Origin of the sequence: Vibrio panuliri (assembly GCF_009938205.1) — a bacterium.
Lineage (GTDB): Bacteria > Pseudomonadota > Gammaproteobacteria > Enterobacterales > Vibrionaceae > Vibrio > Vibrio panuliri.
In genome coordinates this window covers 1,094,609-1,112,542 of record NZ_AP019654.1, presented here as the reverse complement: position 1 = coordinate 1,112,542, position 17,934 = coordinate 1,094,609, and the positions used below count along the sequence as shown (strand labels likewise).

At 46.8% G+C, this 17,934-nt stretch carries 18 protein-coding genes; 2 read left to right on the top strand and 16 right to left on the bottom strand.

Annotated features, from left to right (window positions below):
* Positions 1–65 precede the first annotated feature (65 nt).
* Both GZK95_RS05095 and GZK95_RS05090 read left to right on the top strand, forming a co-directional pair.
* On the top strand, positions 66–2,462 hold the full coding sequence (locus GZK95_RS05095) for a hypothetical protein (protein ID WP_075715407.1): 2,397 nt from the start codon (positions 66–68) through the stop codon (positions 2,460–2,462).
* An 18-nt stretch (positions 2,463–2,480) separates the two neighbouring features.
* Positions 2,481–3,191 carry a hypothetical protein gene (locus GZK95_RS05090; protein WP_075715406.1) on the top strand — a complete coding sequence of 237 codons (711 nt, stop codon included), beginning with the start codon at positions 2,481–2,483 and terminating at the stop codon, positions 3,189–3,191.
* A 66-nt stretch (positions 3,192–3,257) separates the two neighbouring features.
* Here the strand turns inward: GZK95_RS05090 and nadA are convergent, their stop codons facing one another.
* From nadA to GZK95_RS05010, 16 genes are all read right to left on the bottom strand, one after another.
* The gene (gene nadA / locus GZK95_RS05085; protein WP_075709183.1) at positions 3,258–4,319 is read right to left on the bottom strand and encodes a quinolinate synthase NadA; all 1,062 of its coding nucleotides are present in this window, start codon (positions 4,317–4,319) and stop codon (positions 3,258–3,260) included.
* A gap of 216 nt (positions 4,320–4,535) precedes the next feature.
* The gene (gene ybgF / locus GZK95_RS05080; RefSeq protein ID WP_075709182.1) at positions 4,536–5,303 is read right to left on the bottom strand and encodes a tol-pal system protein YbgF; all 768 of its coding nucleotides are present in this window, start codon (positions 5,301–5,303) and stop codon (positions 4,536–4,538) included.
* Positions 5,304–5,318: 15 nt separating this feature from the next.
* The gene (pal, locus tag GZK95_RS05075) at positions 5,319–5,834 is read right to left on the bottom strand and encodes a peptidoglycan-associated lipoprotein Pal (protein WP_075709181.1); all 516 of its coding nucleotides are present in this window, start codon (positions 5,832–5,834) and stop codon (positions 5,319–5,321) included.
* 34 nt (positions 5,835–5,868) lie between these two features.
* Positions 5,869–7,221 (bottom strand): Tol-Pal system beta propeller repeat protein TolB, encoded by a 1,353-nt coding sequence (gene tolB, locus GZK95_RS05070; RefSeq protein WP_075709180.1) that lies wholly within the window; start codon positions 7,219–7,221, stop codon positions 5,869–5,871.
* Positions 7,222–7,236: 15 nt separating this feature from the next.
* Positions 7,237–8,295, bottom strand: coding sequence for a cell envelope integrity protein TolA (gene tolA, locus GZK95_RS05065; RefSeq protein WP_075715405.1), 1,059 nt, complete (start codon positions 8,293–8,295; stop codon positions 7,237–7,239).
* 13 nt (positions 8,296–8,308) lie between these two features.
* A complete protein-coding gene (gene tolR, locus GZK95_RS05060; RefSeq protein WP_075709178.1) occupies positions 8,309–8,752 on the bottom strand; it encodes a protein TolR in 444 nt (147 codons plus the stop codon).
* 3 nt (positions 8,753–8,755) lie between these two features.
* Entirely contained in the window at positions 8,756–9,439 is a 684-nt protein-coding gene (tolQ, locus tag GZK95_RS05055) for a protein TolQ (RefSeq protein ID WP_075709177.1), read from the bottom strand.
* Positions 9,429–9,893 carry a tol-pal system-associated acyl-CoA thioesterase gene (ybgC, locus tag GZK95_RS05050; protein ID WP_083626252.1) on the bottom strand — a complete coding sequence of 155 codons (465 nt, stop codon included), beginning with the start codon at positions 9,891–9,893 and terminating at the stop codon, positions 9,429–9,431. The genes tolQ and ybgC overlap by 11 nt, the downstream gene beginning before the upstream one ends.
* A gap of 121 nt (positions 9,894–10,014) precedes the next feature.
* The gene (gene ybgE, locus GZK95_RS05045) at positions 10,015–10,317 is read right to left on the bottom strand and encodes a cyd operon protein YbgE (RefSeq protein WP_075715404.1); all 303 of its coding nucleotides are present in this window, start codon (positions 10,315–10,317) and stop codon (positions 10,015–10,017) included.
* Entirely contained in the window at positions 10,310–10,417 is a 108-nt protein-coding gene (gene cydX / locus GZK95_RS05040; RefSeq protein WP_061781641.1) for a cytochrome bd-I oxidase subunit CydX, read from the bottom strand. Before cydX ends, ybgE begins: the two co-directional genes overlap by 8 nt.
* A gap of 12 nt (positions 10,418–10,429) precedes the next feature.
* Positions 10,430–11,566, bottom strand: coding sequence for a cytochrome d ubiquinol oxidase subunit II (cydB, locus tag GZK95_RS05035; protein WP_075709175.1), 1,137 nt, complete (start codon positions 11,564–11,566; stop codon positions 10,430–10,432).
* A gap of 11 nt (positions 11,567–11,577) precedes the next feature.
* Positions 11,578–13,164, bottom strand: a complete 1,587-nt coding sequence (gene cydA / locus GZK95_RS05030) for a cytochrome ubiquinol oxidase subunit I (RefSeq protein ID WP_075709174.1) — start codon at positions 13,162–13,164, stop codon at positions 11,578–11,580.
* Between the two features lie 532 nt (positions 13,165–13,696).
* Complete coding sequence (gene ruvB, locus GZK95_RS05025; protein ID WP_075715403.1) at positions 13,697–14,701, bottom strand: Holliday junction branch migration DNA helicase RuvB; 1,005 nt, start codon at positions 14,699–14,701, stop codon at positions 13,697–13,699.
* Between the two features lie 21 nt (positions 14,702–14,722).
* Positions 14,723–15,340, bottom strand: coding sequence for a Holliday junction branch migration protein RuvA (gene ruvA, locus GZK95_RS05020; RefSeq protein WP_075709172.1), 618 nt, complete (start codon positions 15,338–15,340; stop codon positions 14,723–14,725).
* A 228-nt stretch (positions 15,341–15,568) separates the two neighbouring features.
* On the bottom strand, positions 15,569–16,090 hold the full coding sequence (gene ruvC, locus GZK95_RS05015; RefSeq protein WP_075709171.1) for a crossover junction endodeoxyribonuclease RuvC: 522 nt from the start codon (positions 16,088–16,090) through the stop codon (positions 15,569–15,571).
* Positions 16,091–16,180: 90 nt separating this feature from the next.
* On the bottom strand, positions 16,181–17,920 hold the full coding sequence (locus GZK95_RS05010; protein ID WP_075715402.1) for a glycoside hydrolase family 36 protein: 1,740 nt from the start codon (positions 17,918–17,920) through the stop codon (positions 16,181–16,183).
* Positions 17,921–17,934 lie beyond the last annotated feature (14 nt).

The following is a 17,934-nucleotide window of genomic DNA, read 5'->3' as shown; positions in this document are numbered from 1 at the left end:
GTCAGAATAGACCCAACAAGTCGAAATAATCGCTCGGCAAAACTCAAATAGTGATGAGCTAATTAATGATAGATTCAATCAATCCATCGACCCTACACCAAATACCCGATGAAGTTCATGCAGTATTAAACCAGTTTGGTAGCTATGATGATCCCTGCTTAGTCATTCTCTGCACAGATGCCAAACCAGAGATTCAAACGCGCGCGCTTGATTCGGTAATGAAAAACAACGATTGTGAAGCCTCTAACTGGTTCCACCTTGAGCAAAACCTGAGCTTCTGTTACCTGTTTTGCGATCACTTCAATGCCAACTATTTTGCCTTTGACTTAAGTGATCATTTGAGTGAACAAGGGTATAACGCGAAAGTCTCACTCTTTCGGCACAATGCTATCGGCGATATACACAGCACCTACAGATGGAACATCTCGCAACTATTGGAGTTACTGCCGACTGCAGAAAAGGTGGCAATAAACGATTTTCAAGATAAGCATCACTGGCAAGGTGTTAGCCACTACTTAGCAGAAGATCGAGAAGCGCAGTTTGCGAAGGAGAACGCCCAGAGTCACGGTGAGCCTATTGCTAGCCACGAAGATATTGCGTTACCGCTTCAACATCTTGCGCCATTTATTGCTCACCTTCCGCATGGACAAGCTCTGTGGAACTATGTATTAGACGGCGAGTATCAAAACGATACTCTATTGCAAGCGCACTTAGTTGATCTGGATTCGGTATTAGTGCTGCACCACGCCAAGTGCTATAGCCCAGATTTTTACCGCCATATTCTCCGTTGCTGCCACTACGACAGCATTCCAGCGCAACATGAAATCCTGCCTTATCTTGCCGATATATTAAGACCATTGTTTAAGGTTTTACTGGCCGATAACCGCAATCTTCTCAATCAACAACGCTGCTTGAGAGTGGTCGAGATATTTTTCCATCTGTTTGACCAACAAGATCTTCCTAAAGAGCTGCGCTCTGTCTTAGTGCAAGATCAGGCTAGTGCCTGTATCAGTGCAATGGCGTATGAACAGCGATTTAGCCTGCCAAGCCTTGCAGAAGAGAACGATATTTCAGCCAAAACTAAGCATCAAATCAACTCGATTATTGATTCCCTTGATCACTACACTCTGTGTGATTACCAAGACTATCAAGATATTGAACAAGCGTTTGCCACAAATCGCCATGCTTACAACTACCAGTTATGGCAGCGTGATGAAGAAGATGAACAAACTGTATGCCGCCTTATTGGCGCGATACTACTCAATTTTGACCGCAATGCTCAACGCTTCGATGCTTACACCGAAGCGCTACTGAGCTGGGTCAGTCACGGTCTGTACAAAGATGTCTTTGCCCAGTTTGAGCAAATCAGCCAACCAACCTCAGCACGTCTGCAAGCGTGGCTAATCCACGGGCAAGCAGAGCAACTTCCAACATTGATAGAAGAGTTACAGCATGAGCTGGAAAGTGACTCGAACGAACAACGCAATGCTCAATTAGGTATTACCCAGCCCAAATACTCACTATTTAGCTCTGTGGGTATCTTTCGACCAATACTTGCAACCTGTTACTGGCTGTATAAAGTCAATCAAGATGACTTCGCCAAACGCGTGGTAATTCTGAGTGCTGCATTAGCGCCGCAGGCCACCATTGCGAGCATGGCGCATTTCTACCGCCAATCACTGGCGGGCTTTGCCAGCCTTGCCCAGCAAAATACCTTTTTTATGCATTTGTTTGATATAGGTATCTCTTATATTGACCAATGCGCTTTCCATATTGGACTCGCGGTCAGATATGATCTCGACCAACTGCCAGATCTCATTCAACGTTATGTGAATCTTGACCAAAGCGAACGTGATTGCTGGAACCAAGCCATCAACAAGCTCTCCGCTTATGAGCGTGATTACTTCTACCTCAATGTGCATCGCTTACACCCTGCGCTTGGCACACCGCTGCCTCACTATCGCAAAATCGTGTTAGAGCAACTGATATCTGCGGTCTCAGACAGCGAGAACAGCCACGCGCTCGACCAGTTGAGTCATGCCGCGCAACGCTTTATCGAGGGGGAAATCAGCTTTCAGGACTATCATAGCCTCAGCAAAGATCTGCTCGATACCAGCCTGTTTGATTTACCACCAGACTACTACCCTAAACATGCGCCCAAAATACTGCCGCAAATACTGACCGCAGACAGTGCGCAACAGCTTCGCTGGGTCCAACTGCTGTGCTGTGAGCCAGCGCCAAGCAAGCTAGGGTGGATAAAAACCTTCCGTCGTCATACAACCCACAACGAACAGTTGCAAGCCACTCTGTTAGAACATCTGTTTTTTGAACAATGTCTGCATGAAGGGAACCTCTCGTTCGATGATCGCCAAGAGATCGAAATTGATGACTTAACACCTGACTGGCTTGACTATTGGCAACAATACCAACGCCAAATGGCACGCAAAATCAAAAGCCACTAAGGCGTACAGGATAACAATATGAACGATAGGCAAACCATTCTTGCTGAATACTTACCCCTACAGTTGATCACCTTTGGCGATGTATATGCCGATGAAGATGGAGATCAAGACGCTTGGCTTAGCGAGTATGACTTTTCTTGGCAACCGATTGTGGAAACAAAGTACCGCCCGCAACTCTACTTTGGTGATGAGTTAATGCGTTTCGAGCCAGAAGGACAAAATAAAACTCAGGCGATCAATCAACGCACTGGAGGGCAACCACTGCGCATGCCAAAAGTGTCATTTTGCTGGGGCAGTCAAAGTCTGTTAATCGCCAATGAACTTGCTGATGAATTGACGTTTACTCAGCGCCTTGGCATCACGCGCTCGAAAGCCGAGGTAAACGACGCAGCAGGACATCAACATACCCACTTTAGCGCATTATCATTTCATAAGGCACTCTCCCCGCAGCGCTTTGAACAGCGCTTTGTTGATATCCCAGCGAGCGAGCGTCTTTTGGTGAGTATTGCCCTTAAGCCACACCGCTCCACCTTGTTGATCCATCAAAGCCTGCTTGCGCGTTGGCAAACCATGGGGGTCGAAGAGGTCAATTACGACATTGCGGATAAGTATCTAAACTTAGACTCACTGATGAAACTGAAATTCTATTCTGCGCGCCACAGCCAGCGCTCGTTTCGAAATATGGATGACTTTCAACGTAATCAGAATGCGTTAAGTAGCGATTGCTGATCTTACGCGATCAAAAAAGCCAGCGATTGCTGGCTTTTGCTATTCATCGGTCGCAGTCATTGCGGCTTAGGCGTTACCTTTCACCTGCATATTTAACTGCTCAGCAAAATCTAACATGCGATTGAGTGGGATAAGTGATTTTACGCGCAGCGCATCATCAACAAAAATCTCGTGTTGCTCACCACCGTTAGACAGCGCATTTTCAATCGCTTGCAGGCCATTCATCGCCATCCACGGGCAATGTGCACAACTACGACATGTCGCACCCGCACCTGCGGTTGGCGCTTCAATCAACTCTTTCTCTGGCACTAACTGTTGCATCTTGAAGAAGATACCTTTGTCAGTCGCGACAATCATTTTCTGCTGTGGTAGCTCTTTCGCCGCCTTAATTAGCTGGCTTGTTGAACCCACAGCGTCTGCAAGTTCAACCACACTTGCTGGTGATTCAGGGTGAACTAGAATCGCAGCATCTGGATAAAGGCCTTTCATTTTGCGTAGTGCGTCAGCCGAGAACTCGTCGTGTACCACACACTCGCCTTGCCATAGCAACATATCAGCGCCAGTTTTGTTGGCGATATATGAACCAAGGTGGCGGTCAGGCCCCCAAATAATCGGTTTGTCTTCGCTATCTAGATGCTCAACAATCTCAAGTGCGATACTTGAAGTCACCACCCAATCCGCGCGCGCTTTCACTGCCGCCGAGGTATTGGCGTAAACAACCACTGTGTGGTCAGGGTGCGCATCACAAAATTCTGTGAACTTATCCGCTGGACAGCCAAGATCAAGCGAGCACTCCGCTTCAAGTGTTGGCATTAGAATGCGTTTTTCTGGCGTTAAGATTTTCGCTGACTCACCCATAAAGCGCACACCAGCGATGATTAAAGTGCTAGCAGGATGACGGTTACCAAACTTAGCCATTTCCAATGAGTCACCAACAAAACCACCGGTCTCTTCCGCTAATGCTTGGATTTCAGGGTCAGTGTAGTAGTGAGCGATAAGCACAGCATCTTTCGCTTTAAGCAGTTGCTTAATGTTTTCAATGTGCGCGCGCTTCTCTTCATCGCTTAATGGTTTTGGTTTTGGAGGGAAAGGATAAACTGTATCGATTTTATCTAGAATGTGACTCATTGCTTTGCTCTACGCAACTTCCTTTAATCCGAGTATTGTAACTCCGATCGACCTCAAGAATCAAAGAGCTTTCCTGTTATACCTTGGTATGAGTATCCGCAGCTAACTAAGCAAATAGCCCCTAAACAACGACGCCTGTGATAGCTCAATGGCTTGGGTAGGAGAAAAAGGCAAATAAAAAGAGGTGCACTTGGCACCCCTTCTAGCAAACTGCGGTTACTTCAGCTTGTCTTGCGCAATATTTGCCGATGCGCTGCCCGGGTATTCAGCGACAACTTGCTGATAATACTTCTTAGCTTGCGCTGCGTTATTATTACGCTCAGCAATATCGCCCAACTTAACTAACGCATCAGCGCGTTTGTTCGAGTCTTTGTAAGCAATCACGGCGGCAAAACTCTTCACCGCTTCTTTATCTTGCTTCTTAGCAAAGTAAAGTTGCCCTAGCCAGTAGTGAGAATTTGGCGTAAAGCTCGAATCTGGGAAATCTTTTTGGAACTGCACAAATGCGGCAATCGCCCCTGTGTAGTCACGTTTTTTCAAAATTAAGTCTACCGCATTTTGATAAGCGGTTTGCTCATCAACATTGCTGCTAAATGTTCCTTTTGACTCGCTAGACTTCGCTGGCGTATCAACTGGGACAACGGCGGTGGCTTTCTCTTGGCGAACTTTGTCTAGCTCGACAAACAGTTCACGCTGACGCTGCAACATTTGCTGCATGTCATAGTTGTTCTTTTCAATTTGACCACGAAGATCACTGATCTCAAGAGCCATAGAATCTAGCTGTTGCTGCATTTGCAACTGAACACGGTTACGGTTCTCTAGTAGGCGCTCTAGACGTTGAATATCGGTTTCGTTTGAAGAATAAGATCGGGAGCTACTGGTACTGCCGCCAATATCAGCTACTGGGGCTGGTGCAGCGAACGCTAGGTTCGCTGCACTTGCCAGTAACGTAAGCGAAATAACATGCTTTAGGTTACTGAACATGAGGTCATCCTCGAATTAGTACACTAGAACTGCGCGGCGGTTCTTAGCGTAAGCTTCGTTAGATTGACCTAGCACTAGAGGCTTCTCTTCACCGTAGCTAACGATAGCGATTTGGTCAGCCTGTACACCTAGCGCTTGTAGGTACATTGAAACCGCTTGTGCACGACGCTCGCCAAGTGCGATGTTGTACTCAGGCGTGCCGCGCTCATCTGCGTGGCCTTCAACAGTTACTTTAAGTGCTGGGTTTGAGCTTAGGTAAGCGGCATGCAAAGCAAGTACTTTCTCGTAATCGCTAGAGATAGTTGCATTGTCAAACGCAAAGTAGATAGTTGACTGTTGCATTACTTGGTCTTTCAGCTCTTGCTCAGACAGTTGACCGTTTTGATCAATTGGTGTCGTTACAGTAGTTGATGAACCATTGTTAGTTTCTGAGCCAGATGCATTTGCAGCATCGTCGCTTGAACTACAAGCAGTAACCGCTAGAACTGGTAGTGCAATTAGTAGCCCTTTAAGAACTTTGTTAAGTTGCATTGTTATGTTTTCCTTACTTATTGATACTTACTCGCTACAAAAACGGTGACCACGCAGGAGCACGGACGCGACCATTTGTTGCTGGTAATCGAGCTTTAAAACGCCCATCTATAGATACCATCGATAACACGTTAGTTTTGTTGTAAATCGAACTATAGATGACCATACCGCCATTCGGCGCAATGCTTGGAGATTCATCCAACAGCGTTTTAGTCAAAATTTGTACCGCGCCAGATTCGAGATCTTGCTTAGCAAGATTGAATCCCGAATTGCTGCGATTCACCATCACCAAAAAACGACCATCTGGCGTAATTTGGCCACCGAGGTTTTGACTGCCCTGCCAAGTTATACGGCTTGTGGCACCGTCTGCCAAATTTACTCGATAAATCTGAGGTTTACCACCCCGATCCGAAGTGAAAATCAAGGATTTTCCATCAGGATACCAAAAAGGTTCTGTATTATTTGATCTGCCACGCGTTATTTGGGTTAATTTTTTCGTTGCGATGTCCAGCGTATAGACCTGCAAGCTACCGGTTTTCGACAGCACCAAGGCTAACTTTTTGCCATCCGGAGAAAATTTTGGCGCGCCATTGTGACGTGGGTATGACGTCACCTTCTCACTCTTACCGGTGTAGATGTTCATGATATAGATTTCAGCTTGACCATTTTGGAAGCTGACATAAGCCAACTCTTTACCATCTGGTGACCAAGATGGCGACATCAATGGCTGCTTAGAGCGCAACACCAAACGTTCGTTGTAACCGTCGTAATCGGCAACACGCAGTTGGTATGGGTAGGAATCTTTGTCATTCACGACCACATATGCGATTCGCGTTAAGAATGCGCCGCGCTCACCGGTCAACTGCTCGTACACCAAGTCTGAGATGCGGTGTGCATATTCACGTAGGCGATTTTTTGGCACTGTCGCACGCTTGTTAAATAGCACGTGATCGCGAGATAAAACCAACTCACCATCGGCACCTAACGCACGGCTTTGCCCTTTAGTTAATTGACCACGTACCACGTCGACTAACTGGTAGTTAATCACGTAATCGCCTTTGGCATCTTGCGTAATGGTGCCAGTTAGCAGTGAATCAACACCTAAACTTGTCCATGCATCGAAGTTTACTTCCGCTTCGGTGTACGGTGTTTGCGGCATTTTGCTGGTCGCAATCGGGCTAAACTTACCACTGCGTTGCAAGTCTGATGCAATAACCGCTGAAACATCCTGCGGCAGAGGCGCATTGCCTTCCCATTTAAAAGGAACGATAGCAATCGGACGTGCCGAGTCGATACCGTCGGTGATGACCAGTTCCAGCGCCGCGTTGGCTACTTGAACGGTACTAGAAAGAATCAATACTAGTCCTACAATAAGTCGCTTTAACACAAGCTATTCCTTTAATTACAGTTCAACGGTTAAGTTAATGTTTTTCAGTTTGTTTACTACGTCTGCTTCTTTGGGCAGTGGGAAGCTCTGAACTTGTGCTACTGCACGCTTAGTTGCCGAGCAAACTCGGCTGTCGCCTTCCAGTATGCTGAAGTTACCCACTATCGCCCCTGCTCCTGTCGGAATCAGACGCAAGTTAACTCGACAAGACTTTCCCCGAAAGTAGTCCTCCACTAACAGGTTTTGCTTGATAAGTTGAGTGTAGATCGCCGCAAAGCGAGCGATCTCACTATCAACATATTGACCACGCGCAGCACTGTTTTGTTCAGACTCCGATTCTAAGCCCGCAAAGATATCGTTCAGCGCCGCTTCTTGCTCTTTACGCTCAATACGTTGCAAACGCTCTTTTTCTTGGCGCGCTTTCTCAGCCGCTTCTTTCGCCGCCTTCTCTTTCGCTATGCGTTCTTTCTCTGCTCGCTCCGCCGCTTCACGCTCTTTACGTGCTTTTTCTTCTGCGGCTTTGGCGGCTTTTTCACGCTCAATACGTTGTTGTTCAGCTTTCGCAACGGCAGCCTCTTTTTCTAGACGCTCTTTTTCCGCCTTGGCGATTGCCGCTTCTGTAGCTTTACGCTCTTGCTCAAGTTTCACCGCACGCTCTTTCTCTTTGCGTACGCGCTCTTCTTCAAGTTTGCGCTCTTGCTCTTTCTTAACGCGTTGCTTTTCCGCCTCACGAGCGGCTTTTGCTTCACGCGCTTGCTGCTCTTTAAGTTTACGAATACGCTCTTCTTCCGCTTTGCGGTTTTTCTCGAGCTGCTCGCTTTCACGGCGAAGTTTATCCAAACGATCTTGTTCTTTACGCGCCGCTTCTTCACGCTGGTTGCGGATCTGCTGCGCTTGCTGACGAACTAAAGCAGGGTCAATCGCCACGGCTTCAACCACCCGCCCAACAGGCTCAGGTTTTGACATGGTAAAGTCGGTACCCCAGATCAGTGCGACAACAAGCAACGCGTGCAAGGCAACCGATATCACTATCGGTTTACCCATTTTGTTTTTGTTTGACTTAGTGTCTTTCATGAAGTGAACGCACTTATTCCCTGATGTCCGTTAACAGGCCTACTTTTTCGATACCTGCTCGGCTCAACTCATCCAAAATCAATACAATTTCTGCATATGGGGTAGCGGCATCACCACCCACGGCAACCGGAGAGTTCGGCTTTAAGCTCAACTCTGCCTTCACTCGTACAATCAGATCTTGCAAAGAAATACCACGCATAACTTCTTCATCGTTCACGCTTAAACCCAAATTACCATCGCGGTCGACTTCGACAATGATAAAAGTGGTGTTGGGATCTTGTGCCATCTCTTGCATCGATTCCGCCGCTTCCGTTTTCGGCAGCTCAACTTCGACGCCTTGAGTGACGAACGGTGACGTCACCATAAAGATGATCAGCAGTACCAACATAACGTCGATATAAGGTACAACGTTAATTTCAGCGGTCATTTTACGCTTTTTAGGTTGATAACCCGCCATGCGTTACTCCCTGCCTGCCATCGCTTGGCGGTGAAGGATGCTGTGGAACTCTTCTGAGAATGTCGCGTAGTTGTGCTCTAGCTTCGACACTTTGTTGCTCAGGCGGTTGTATGCCATTACGGCTGGAATCGCGGCAAACAGACCCATCGCAGTAGCGACAAGTGCCTCTGCGATACCAGGCGCAACCATGGCAAGTGTTGCCTGCTTCACTTCACCTAGTGCGATAAAAGCGTGCATAATGCCCCATACGGTACCAAATAGACCGATATATGGGCTGATAGAACCAACGGTAGCAAGGAATGGCAAGCTGGTTTCTAACTCATCCACTTCGCGCGCAACAGCGACTCGCATCGCACGACCGGTGCCTTCCATAATGTAATCAGGGGAATTGGCATTTGATTTGCGCAGGCGAGCAAACTCGGTAAAACCAGAATAGAAGATCTCTTCCGCACCTGACAGTTCATCTTTGCGCTTAGCGACACCTTGGTAAATCACCGAAAGATCGGTACCCGACCAAAATTTGTCTTCAAAAGATTCGGATTCTTTGGCCGCTTGCGAGAGTACTTTACTACGCTTAATGATCATCGCCCATGAGACGATGGACATACCAAGCAGAATCAACATCACCATTTTTACTAGCAAGCTGGCTTGCAAAAATAGATCAAGAATTGAGATATCAGCGGTCACTTCGAGAAAACTCCATAAATATTGCTTGAGGAATTGCGGTTGGCCTCATCCTCTCGTTATTGATACATGCTACCTTAACCATTGCTCGGCACAATGTTTTACCCTCAGGATTTACGATCTCCTGACAGAAGGTTAACGATGCTTTCTTTAGCTCGGCGATATTGGTTTTGACGATAAGATGGTCGTCAAGCCTTGCACCTTGCAAGAAATCAATCTCCATGTGTCGGACTACAAAACCAATGTTTTGTTCCAAAAGAGCCTGTTGCGACACACCAACATTGCGAAGTAACTCTGTTCGCGCCCTTTCAAAAAATTTCAAATAGTTCGAATGATAAACCACACCACCTGCGTCTGTATCTTCGTAATAGACGGTGACTGGCCACTCAAATTCTACCTGTGTGCTATCCACGTTAATGCCCGCTAAACTTGTCGTTAGTCGAATACTATAACGCATTCCAACAACTTATGCGCAAAACGTGATAACTGAATTCAGATGTTAGACGAAAAAAAAGCGCCAGCTATAACAAACTGGCGCTTTTTCAATAGGTTCTTGATGTTTTTTTAATCAATCAGTTTTACAAAACGTAAGCGATTGTTAAGTAACTTAAAATGCCTAAGCTGATGTATGGGCTAAACAGCACCTGCCAATACCAATTTCTTGGTTTGAATGACAAGCCGAACACCATACTTGAGCAAACTGCCCAAATGAGTAACGGTGAAATTAACGCGTTAAATCCACCAATTGACTCTGAGTAGGTGTGAGGGTCCCACATGAGCATTGCTACATGAAAGAAACCCATCGCCAGTGATAGAACCCTAAATAGAGTTCTATCGAGTGGGGCATGCAGTTTAGTCATCAAGTCAGCGAGATTACTCACTGTCTTGGTCCATCATTTCAGAGTGCTCTAACCAAAGAGCGTTGATGATACCGAATGCACAAGCAAGTAGTACACCTAGAATCCATGCGAAATACCACATAGTGAATGCTCCTTAGTAAAGTGAGTTTTTGTTTTCTTCAATGAACTTGTTATCCAAGCGACCAAACATCTTGTAGTAAGTCCAAGAAGTGTAGCCAAGGATAATCGGCACCATCACAGCGGCCACAGCCGTCATTAGGTTCAACGTTAGTTCAGACGAAGTCGCATCCCACATTGTTAAGCTGTGAGCAGGTACTAGGCTTGAAGGCATTACGAATGGGAACATCGCAAAACCTGCCGTTAGGATCACACCTGCATTACCTAAGCTTGAGAATAGGAATGAGAAACCACATTTTTCGAAACGTGATGCCAAAACAGTAAGTAGCGGCATAGCCACACCCAGTGCAGGCGCTGCCCACATCAATGGGTAAGTTTCAAAGTTAGTCATCCACGCACCCACTTCACGAACCACTTCTTTGTTTAGAGGGTTTGACGCTGCATTGTGGTCGATAACACTTGTGATCACATAACCTTCAATGTTTTGAATCCAGAAACCAGCCGCAACAAATGCTGCCACAGTTAATAGACCCATTAATTGAGCCACCATACGCGCACGAGCGTGCACTTCACCAGTGGTCTTCATCTGTAGCCAAGCTGAACCTTGCATCAGAATCATAAACACACTCACAAGACCACAAAGGATCGCGAATGGGTTAAGCAGACCAAAGAATGAGCCGTGGTAAGTCGGCATCATAAAGTCGCTCAGTTGGAATGGTACGCCTTGTAGCAAGTTACCAAACGCCACACCAAAGATTAGCGGTGGAACAAAGCCACTGATTGCGATACAGATATCCCAAGTTTGACGCCACTGTTTGTCTTCGATCTTAGAACGGTAATCTAGACCAATTGGACGCAACCATAGTGCAGCCAATGTCACGATCATCGCCAAATAGAAACCAGAGAACGACGTTGCGTAAACCAACGGCCAAGCAGCAAATAACGCACCACCAGCAGTGATAAGCCAAACTTGGTTACCGTCCCAGTGTGGAGCGATAGAGTTGATCATAACTCGACGCTCTGTATCGTTCTTACCGATGATAGGTACGAGTGCACCTACCCCCATATCAAAGCCATCTGTAATGGCGAAACCAACCAGTAGAACCCCAATCAGTACCCACCAGATAAGTCGTAAGATTTCGTAATCAAACATATCCTTTCTCCTTACGCGTCAACTTGGCGGCTAACTTTGTCTTCTACAGAGTTAGCTTCTTGCTCGAAGTGGTAGCGACCTGTTTTCAGGCTGCTTGGACCTTTACGAGCGAACTTAACCATTAGGTACACTTCCGCAACAAGGAATGCTGTGTACAGCGCAAGAATCGCGAACAATGATGTCCAAATCTCTGCCGCAGTCAGTGCTGATGCCGCAACGTGAACCGGTAGAATTTCACCTACTGCCCATGGTTGACGACCATATTCAGCAACGAACCAACCTGCTTCGATCGCAATCCATGGTAGTGGAATACTAAATAGCGCTGCTTTTAGAATCCATGGTTTTTGCTCGATCTTCTGACGACAGGTCTGTAGGAATGCCGCACCAAAGACGAACAGCATGATGAAACCACACGCAACCATGATACGGAATGACCAGAATAGTGGCCAAACTGTCGGAATTGAGTCATCCGCAGCCGCTTGGATTTGCGTCTCTGTCGCATCTACTACATTTTCTGTGTAGCGTTTTAGAAGCAAGCCGTAACCTAGGTCACCTTTCACTTCATTAAATGCTGCCATGTTGGCTTCAGATTTATCGCCTGCACGCAGTTTCTCTAGCAACTCGTAGGCGTACATACCGTTACGAATACGATCCACGTGATCTTCACGTAGGTCACGTAGACCTGTTACTTGCTCGTCAAGAGAACGGGTTGCGATGATACCCATTACGTAAGGGATCTTAAGGGCAAAATCGGTTTCCATCGTCTCTTGGTTTGGTAAACCAAACACAGTGAACGCTGCCGGTGCTGGCTCAGTGTGCCATTCAGCTTCAACCGCTGCTAGCTTCACTTTTTGCACTTCACCTAACTCGTAACCCGATTCGTCACCTAGAACGATAGTCGACAGAATAGCCGCCATACCGAATGAAGCTGCAATAGCAAATGAACGACGTGCAAACGCAACGTCACGTCCTTTTAGTAGGTACCATGAGCTGATGCCCAGTACGAACATTGCACCACAGGTGTAGCCTGACGCAACAGTGTGAACAAACTTAACCTGCGCAACTGGGTTTAGTACTACTTCTGCGAAGCTCACCATTTCCATACGCATGGTTTCAAAGTTGAACTCAGCACCCACAGGGTTTTGCATCCAACCGTTTGCCACCAAAATCCAAAGTGCCGAGAAGTTAGAACCTAGAGCAACCAACCAAGTTACTACGAGGTGCTGACGTTTCGACAATCGATCCCAACCAAAGAAGAACAGGCCAACGAAAGTGGATTCTAAGAAAAAGGCCACTAGAGCTTCAATGGCAAGAGGTGCACCAAAAATGTCACCTACATAGTGAGAGTAATATGACCAGTTAGTACCAAATTGGAACTCCATGGTAAGGCCGGTAGCCACACCTAGAGCAAAGTTAATACCAAACAGCTTACCCCAGAACTTGGTCATGTCCTTGTAGATTTGCTTGTTGGTCATTACGTACATCGATTCCATAATGGCAAGTAAGAATGCCATACCTAGAGTCAATGGTACGAATAGGAAGTGATACATCGCAGTTAATGCGAACTGCAACCGCGATAGATCAACTATGTCAATCATGGGAACTCCTATTGTGTCGGCTGAAAGACACGCTTTACGTTCATTGCTTTAGCATCTCAGGTGTTGAACTTCCATGAGAAATGTTTCCAAAAACACCATATTGTTATAAATATGTACTGCAATAGTTAGTTAATTGTTAAGCATCAGCTAATATAGCTATTGCTAATATTACTGCGAAAACTCGGATGTTTCAAAAGGTTTATGGGCGCAACGCGTCTTGATCTACATCAATGTAGAAACGTGAAAAACGGACAAAAAACATTCAATTTGATTTAGGTCAAGTTATCTAAAAGTTCGATGTTAAAAAAAAATGAAATTGAGATGTATGTATGGCGAATTTGGACACAAGCTATTCACATGAACCGAAATATGGCTACGTAAAAAGCATGAGAATAATATAGAAAAGTGCGACGAAGAGCACATTGAATGGCTGTCAAGTCTCTTTTAGCCGCTAAAAAGCCCAAACATTCATAATCTATTTTATTTAATTACAAACACTTGGGCTCAATCACTACAGATATGAGAACATAGTTTACTTGTCGATACCGAAGTGAAGATAGGCTCGATCGGTCGCTATACGACCACGCGGGGTACGTTGTAAGTAACCTTGCTGAATCAAATAAGGCTCTAACACATCTTCTATGGTGTCTTTTTCTTCACCAATTGCCGCCGCCATATTATCTAAACCAACTGGACCACCGCCAAACTTCTCCATAATCGCCAGAAGCAGCTTACGGTCCATGTAGTCAAAGCCTTCTGCGTCAACATCGAGCATGTTTAGCGCTTTGTCAGCAATATCTGCGCTGATATGACCATCCGCCTTCACTTCTGCGTAATCACGTACACGACGAAGTAAACGGTTAGCGATACGTGGTGTACCGCGGGCTCTGCGCGCGACTTCTAAAGCCCCTTCAGACTCCATAGAGAGACCGAGGCAATCCGCACTACGTTGTACGATATGCTGCAAATCGGCCACTTTGTAATACTCAAGACGTTGGGTAATACCAAAACGATCGCGCAATGGCGACGTTAATGAGCCAGCACGGGTAGTCGCACCAATCAGGGTAAATGGCGGCAAGTCAATTTTGATCGAGCGAGCGGCAGGGCCTTCACCGATCATAATATCGAGTTGGTAGTCTTCCATTGCCGGATAAAGGACTTCTTCCACCATGGGACTGAGGCGATGAATCTCATCAATGAACAAGACGTCGTTTTCTTCAAGGTTTGTCAGCAACGCTGCGAGATCCCCTGCTTTCTCAAGCACCGGGCCCGATGTCGTACGGATGTTCACGCCCATCTCGTTAGCAACAATGTTCGCCAACGTGGTTTTACCCAAACCCGGAGGACCAAAAATCAACAGGTGGTCGAGCGCTTCACTACGCAGGTTCGCCGCTTTAATGAAGATCTCCATCTGATCACGAACATGATCTTGACCTTGGTAATCGGCCAACTTCTTTGGGCGAATCGCTCGATCAATCACGTCCTCATCACGAAAACTTGGGTTATCCGGCGCAATTAAGCGGTCTGCTTCAATCATCTTGTTCTCTTTAACTCTGGGTTACACCATGGATTTTAGAGCTTCACGGATAAGCTCTTCACTGGTCATGCCTGGTTTTTGCACCTGAGAGACCACTTTAGAAGCTTGGGTTGGTTTGTAACCCAATGCAAGTAGTGCACTCACCGCTTCTTCTTCCGCATTGCCTTGTGATGGGGTCAATCCATTATCCAATGGTGCAGCATCAGTAAATGGCGTAAATAGATCACCTGCGCTCCAACCTTTAAGGCGGTCTTTCATCTCAACCACTAAACGCTCAGCTGTCTTTTTACCCACGCCAGGCAATTTAACTAGGGTTGAAATATCTTCACGCTCAACACACGCGACAAACTGGGTCGCGGTCATGCCAGAGAGAATACCTAAGCCCAGTTTAGGCCCCACACCATTGGCTTTAATCACTTCACGGAACAAAGCACGCTCTTTCACGGTATTGAAGCCGTATAGAAGTTGAGCATCTTCACGCACCACAAAGTGGGTATAGATGATCGCTTCTTCGCCAACGTTAGGCAGTTCATAAAAACAGCTCATTGGCATTTGCACTTCATAGCCAATGCCATTGACTTCAATCAGGAGTTCAGGAGGTTGCTTTTCTAGCAAGATGCCACGAAGACGTCCAATCACGGTCGGTACCTAGAGTTATAAATAGTTGTTGCGATAATAATAAATAACTGGATGGATAGCCAGTGAAAACTATCGTGGGTTAATCCTGCCAAATGGCGAGATGATCTGGGCAGACCATCCCGCGCGCAAAACCCAAACAGTTCACACTGATAGTCGGCTGCGCATCGGTGCACCCTTGTGGGCGTTCATCTGGCACCTCCTGCGGTTCAATAATCGGTTCAAACACCATTAACGGTAACGCCCGCGTCGCGCACTGGTCGCTTTACCCGCCAGAGCGATCAGCGTTTTGTTGGTATTGGCGTGACAAATCGCCACCCCAAGAGCATCGGCTGCATCGGCTTGAGGACATGCCGGCAGTTTTAACATCTGCTGCACCATATGCTGAACCTGCTGCTTATCCGCCCCCCCCGTTCCAGTCACCGCCTGTTTGATTAATCTTGCGGCGTACTCGTGTACCGGTAGATCCGCATTAACAGCGGCCACGATGGCGCTACCACGCGCCTGTCCCAGCTTCAATGCCGAGTCTGCGTTACGCGCCATAAACACCTGCTCAATTGCAAACACGTCTGGTTGAAACTGAGTGATGATCTCGGTCACACCGGCGTAAATTTGCTTAAGTCTTCCAGGAAGTTCTTTTTCTGAAGTGCGGATACAACCACTGCCTAAATAGTGCAAGTGGCGTCCTTGTTGACGTATCACACCATAACCTGTGATACGTGAGCCTGGGTCAATTCCCAAGATAATGGACATATAAAACCTAACCAATGTCTTTAATCGCTGCTTAGTGTATAGCAGCCAACAAGTTAAGGCGAATTTTAGCAACCGCTCGCAGGCGATCAATTAACCTACCGTCACAATCGCCCTAGCAAATATCCCAGCTTTTAGTGTGACTTCCAACGCTTGAGTGGCGGTATGGTTGAGTTTTTCTCCACTCCAGTAGTCATACCAATCCACCGGATGATTAGCCGTTAACATGACATCACGCGTGGTTTGATGATAGTTAAACAAGCAATGCAGATCGTTTTGCGGTGTCAGCGCTAACATGGCATGAGAGAGCGTCAGGGATGAAAAAGAGGCCGCGACTTGGGTATGACGATAACGCATGATTAGCCGCTTGATCGACTCTTGCGCATAGGGAGTAATGTCATCCAATGGGTCACCGGAAAATAGTAGTCCGCCACTGGCAAGCAGACAGGTACGATGAAAGTCGTAATAACGTCGTTCACAGCCTTGATTGGCAAGTGATGTCAGCACTAACCTTTCGGGGTCAATATGCCACAATCGCCGATGCTGCCAACTACGCAATAGCGTCATCAAGGTATTGGATTCGAACTGACGAGCATCTCTAACCGCGAGATCGCAAACTCGCATGCCATCGGCTAGCCCAAGTGACGGCCATAAAGGTGCACGACTCAATAACACAAAGGCACCCTCGGCAGCTTCATTGATCACCTCTAGGCCAATACGGTATGCCTCAATAGTGGAAATACCCGTTATCTGACGCTCGCCTTGCACACAGCCCCTGTAAGCGCCATCGACTTTGAACATTTCAATACCCAGTTCACGACGTAAGAAGCGAATAACCTCAAATAGGTGCTCTTGCACATCAACATTGGTGGTATCGAGTAGGTAACAGGGTTTTCCGTCTAGCCCAGAATACGTCACCTCGTCTGCCCGCATTGGCTTGCCGTTCTGATTGTGTACAAACCAATCCGGGTGATGCTTAAAAACCGCTGAGTTAGGGCTGGCAACAAAGGGGGCAATCCAGATTGCTGGCTTGCGCCCGATTGAGCGAATGTCATCGACGATGGACATAAGCTCAGCACCAAAACTCTCCGCTGAACCGATCCAATCGCCAAGTGCGACTTGGTAACCCTGCTCTATCAACACATACTCTAAACCTAACGCTTGTTGATGCAATTGCTTAAGGTTGGTCAAAATGGTGTGCGCATCGGTGCTTGCCGTTTGGGATTGAAACGAACTCCACCCAACCGGTGAGCCCTGCTGAACCGATGCTCTAGGAGCATGATGCTGGTGAATATAACCGATGAACTGATCATAAAGCGCGTTAAGTTCAACCGATTTGAGAATCACGACCGACTCTAATTGAAACGTTGTCCAGTCTCTCGGCAGGCTGTTCTCGCCATTGAGATAGGCTCGAATTTGGTGACGCCCATTTTGCTCGACCACCTCAAAGTAACCACTAAATCGGTGGCAAGAGGTAAAGCCTAGTAACGTATAACCCAGCGAGTCACCAATGATCAGGTAGTTGTAAAAGCGCTGCGTGGCACTACTTGGATAGATGCGCATCAATGAACCGTTATCTGGATAATTGCCCAACACTCGCAGATGATTGAGTGTGCCAATCACTTGGCTACTCATCTGAAAACCATCACCATACAACTGGGCATTCGGTTCAATATGATAGTCGTAGCTAAATAGAGGAAAACCGTCACCAAGCGGATCGTTCGACAAGCCACCATAAGCAAAGCGGATCTCGTTACCATTCATCTCCATCAACAAGTGGTGATTGGCTATGGTGATTTCGGCATGGCAAGGTAACGTAACTCGACGCTGCATCTAAATTCCTTTTC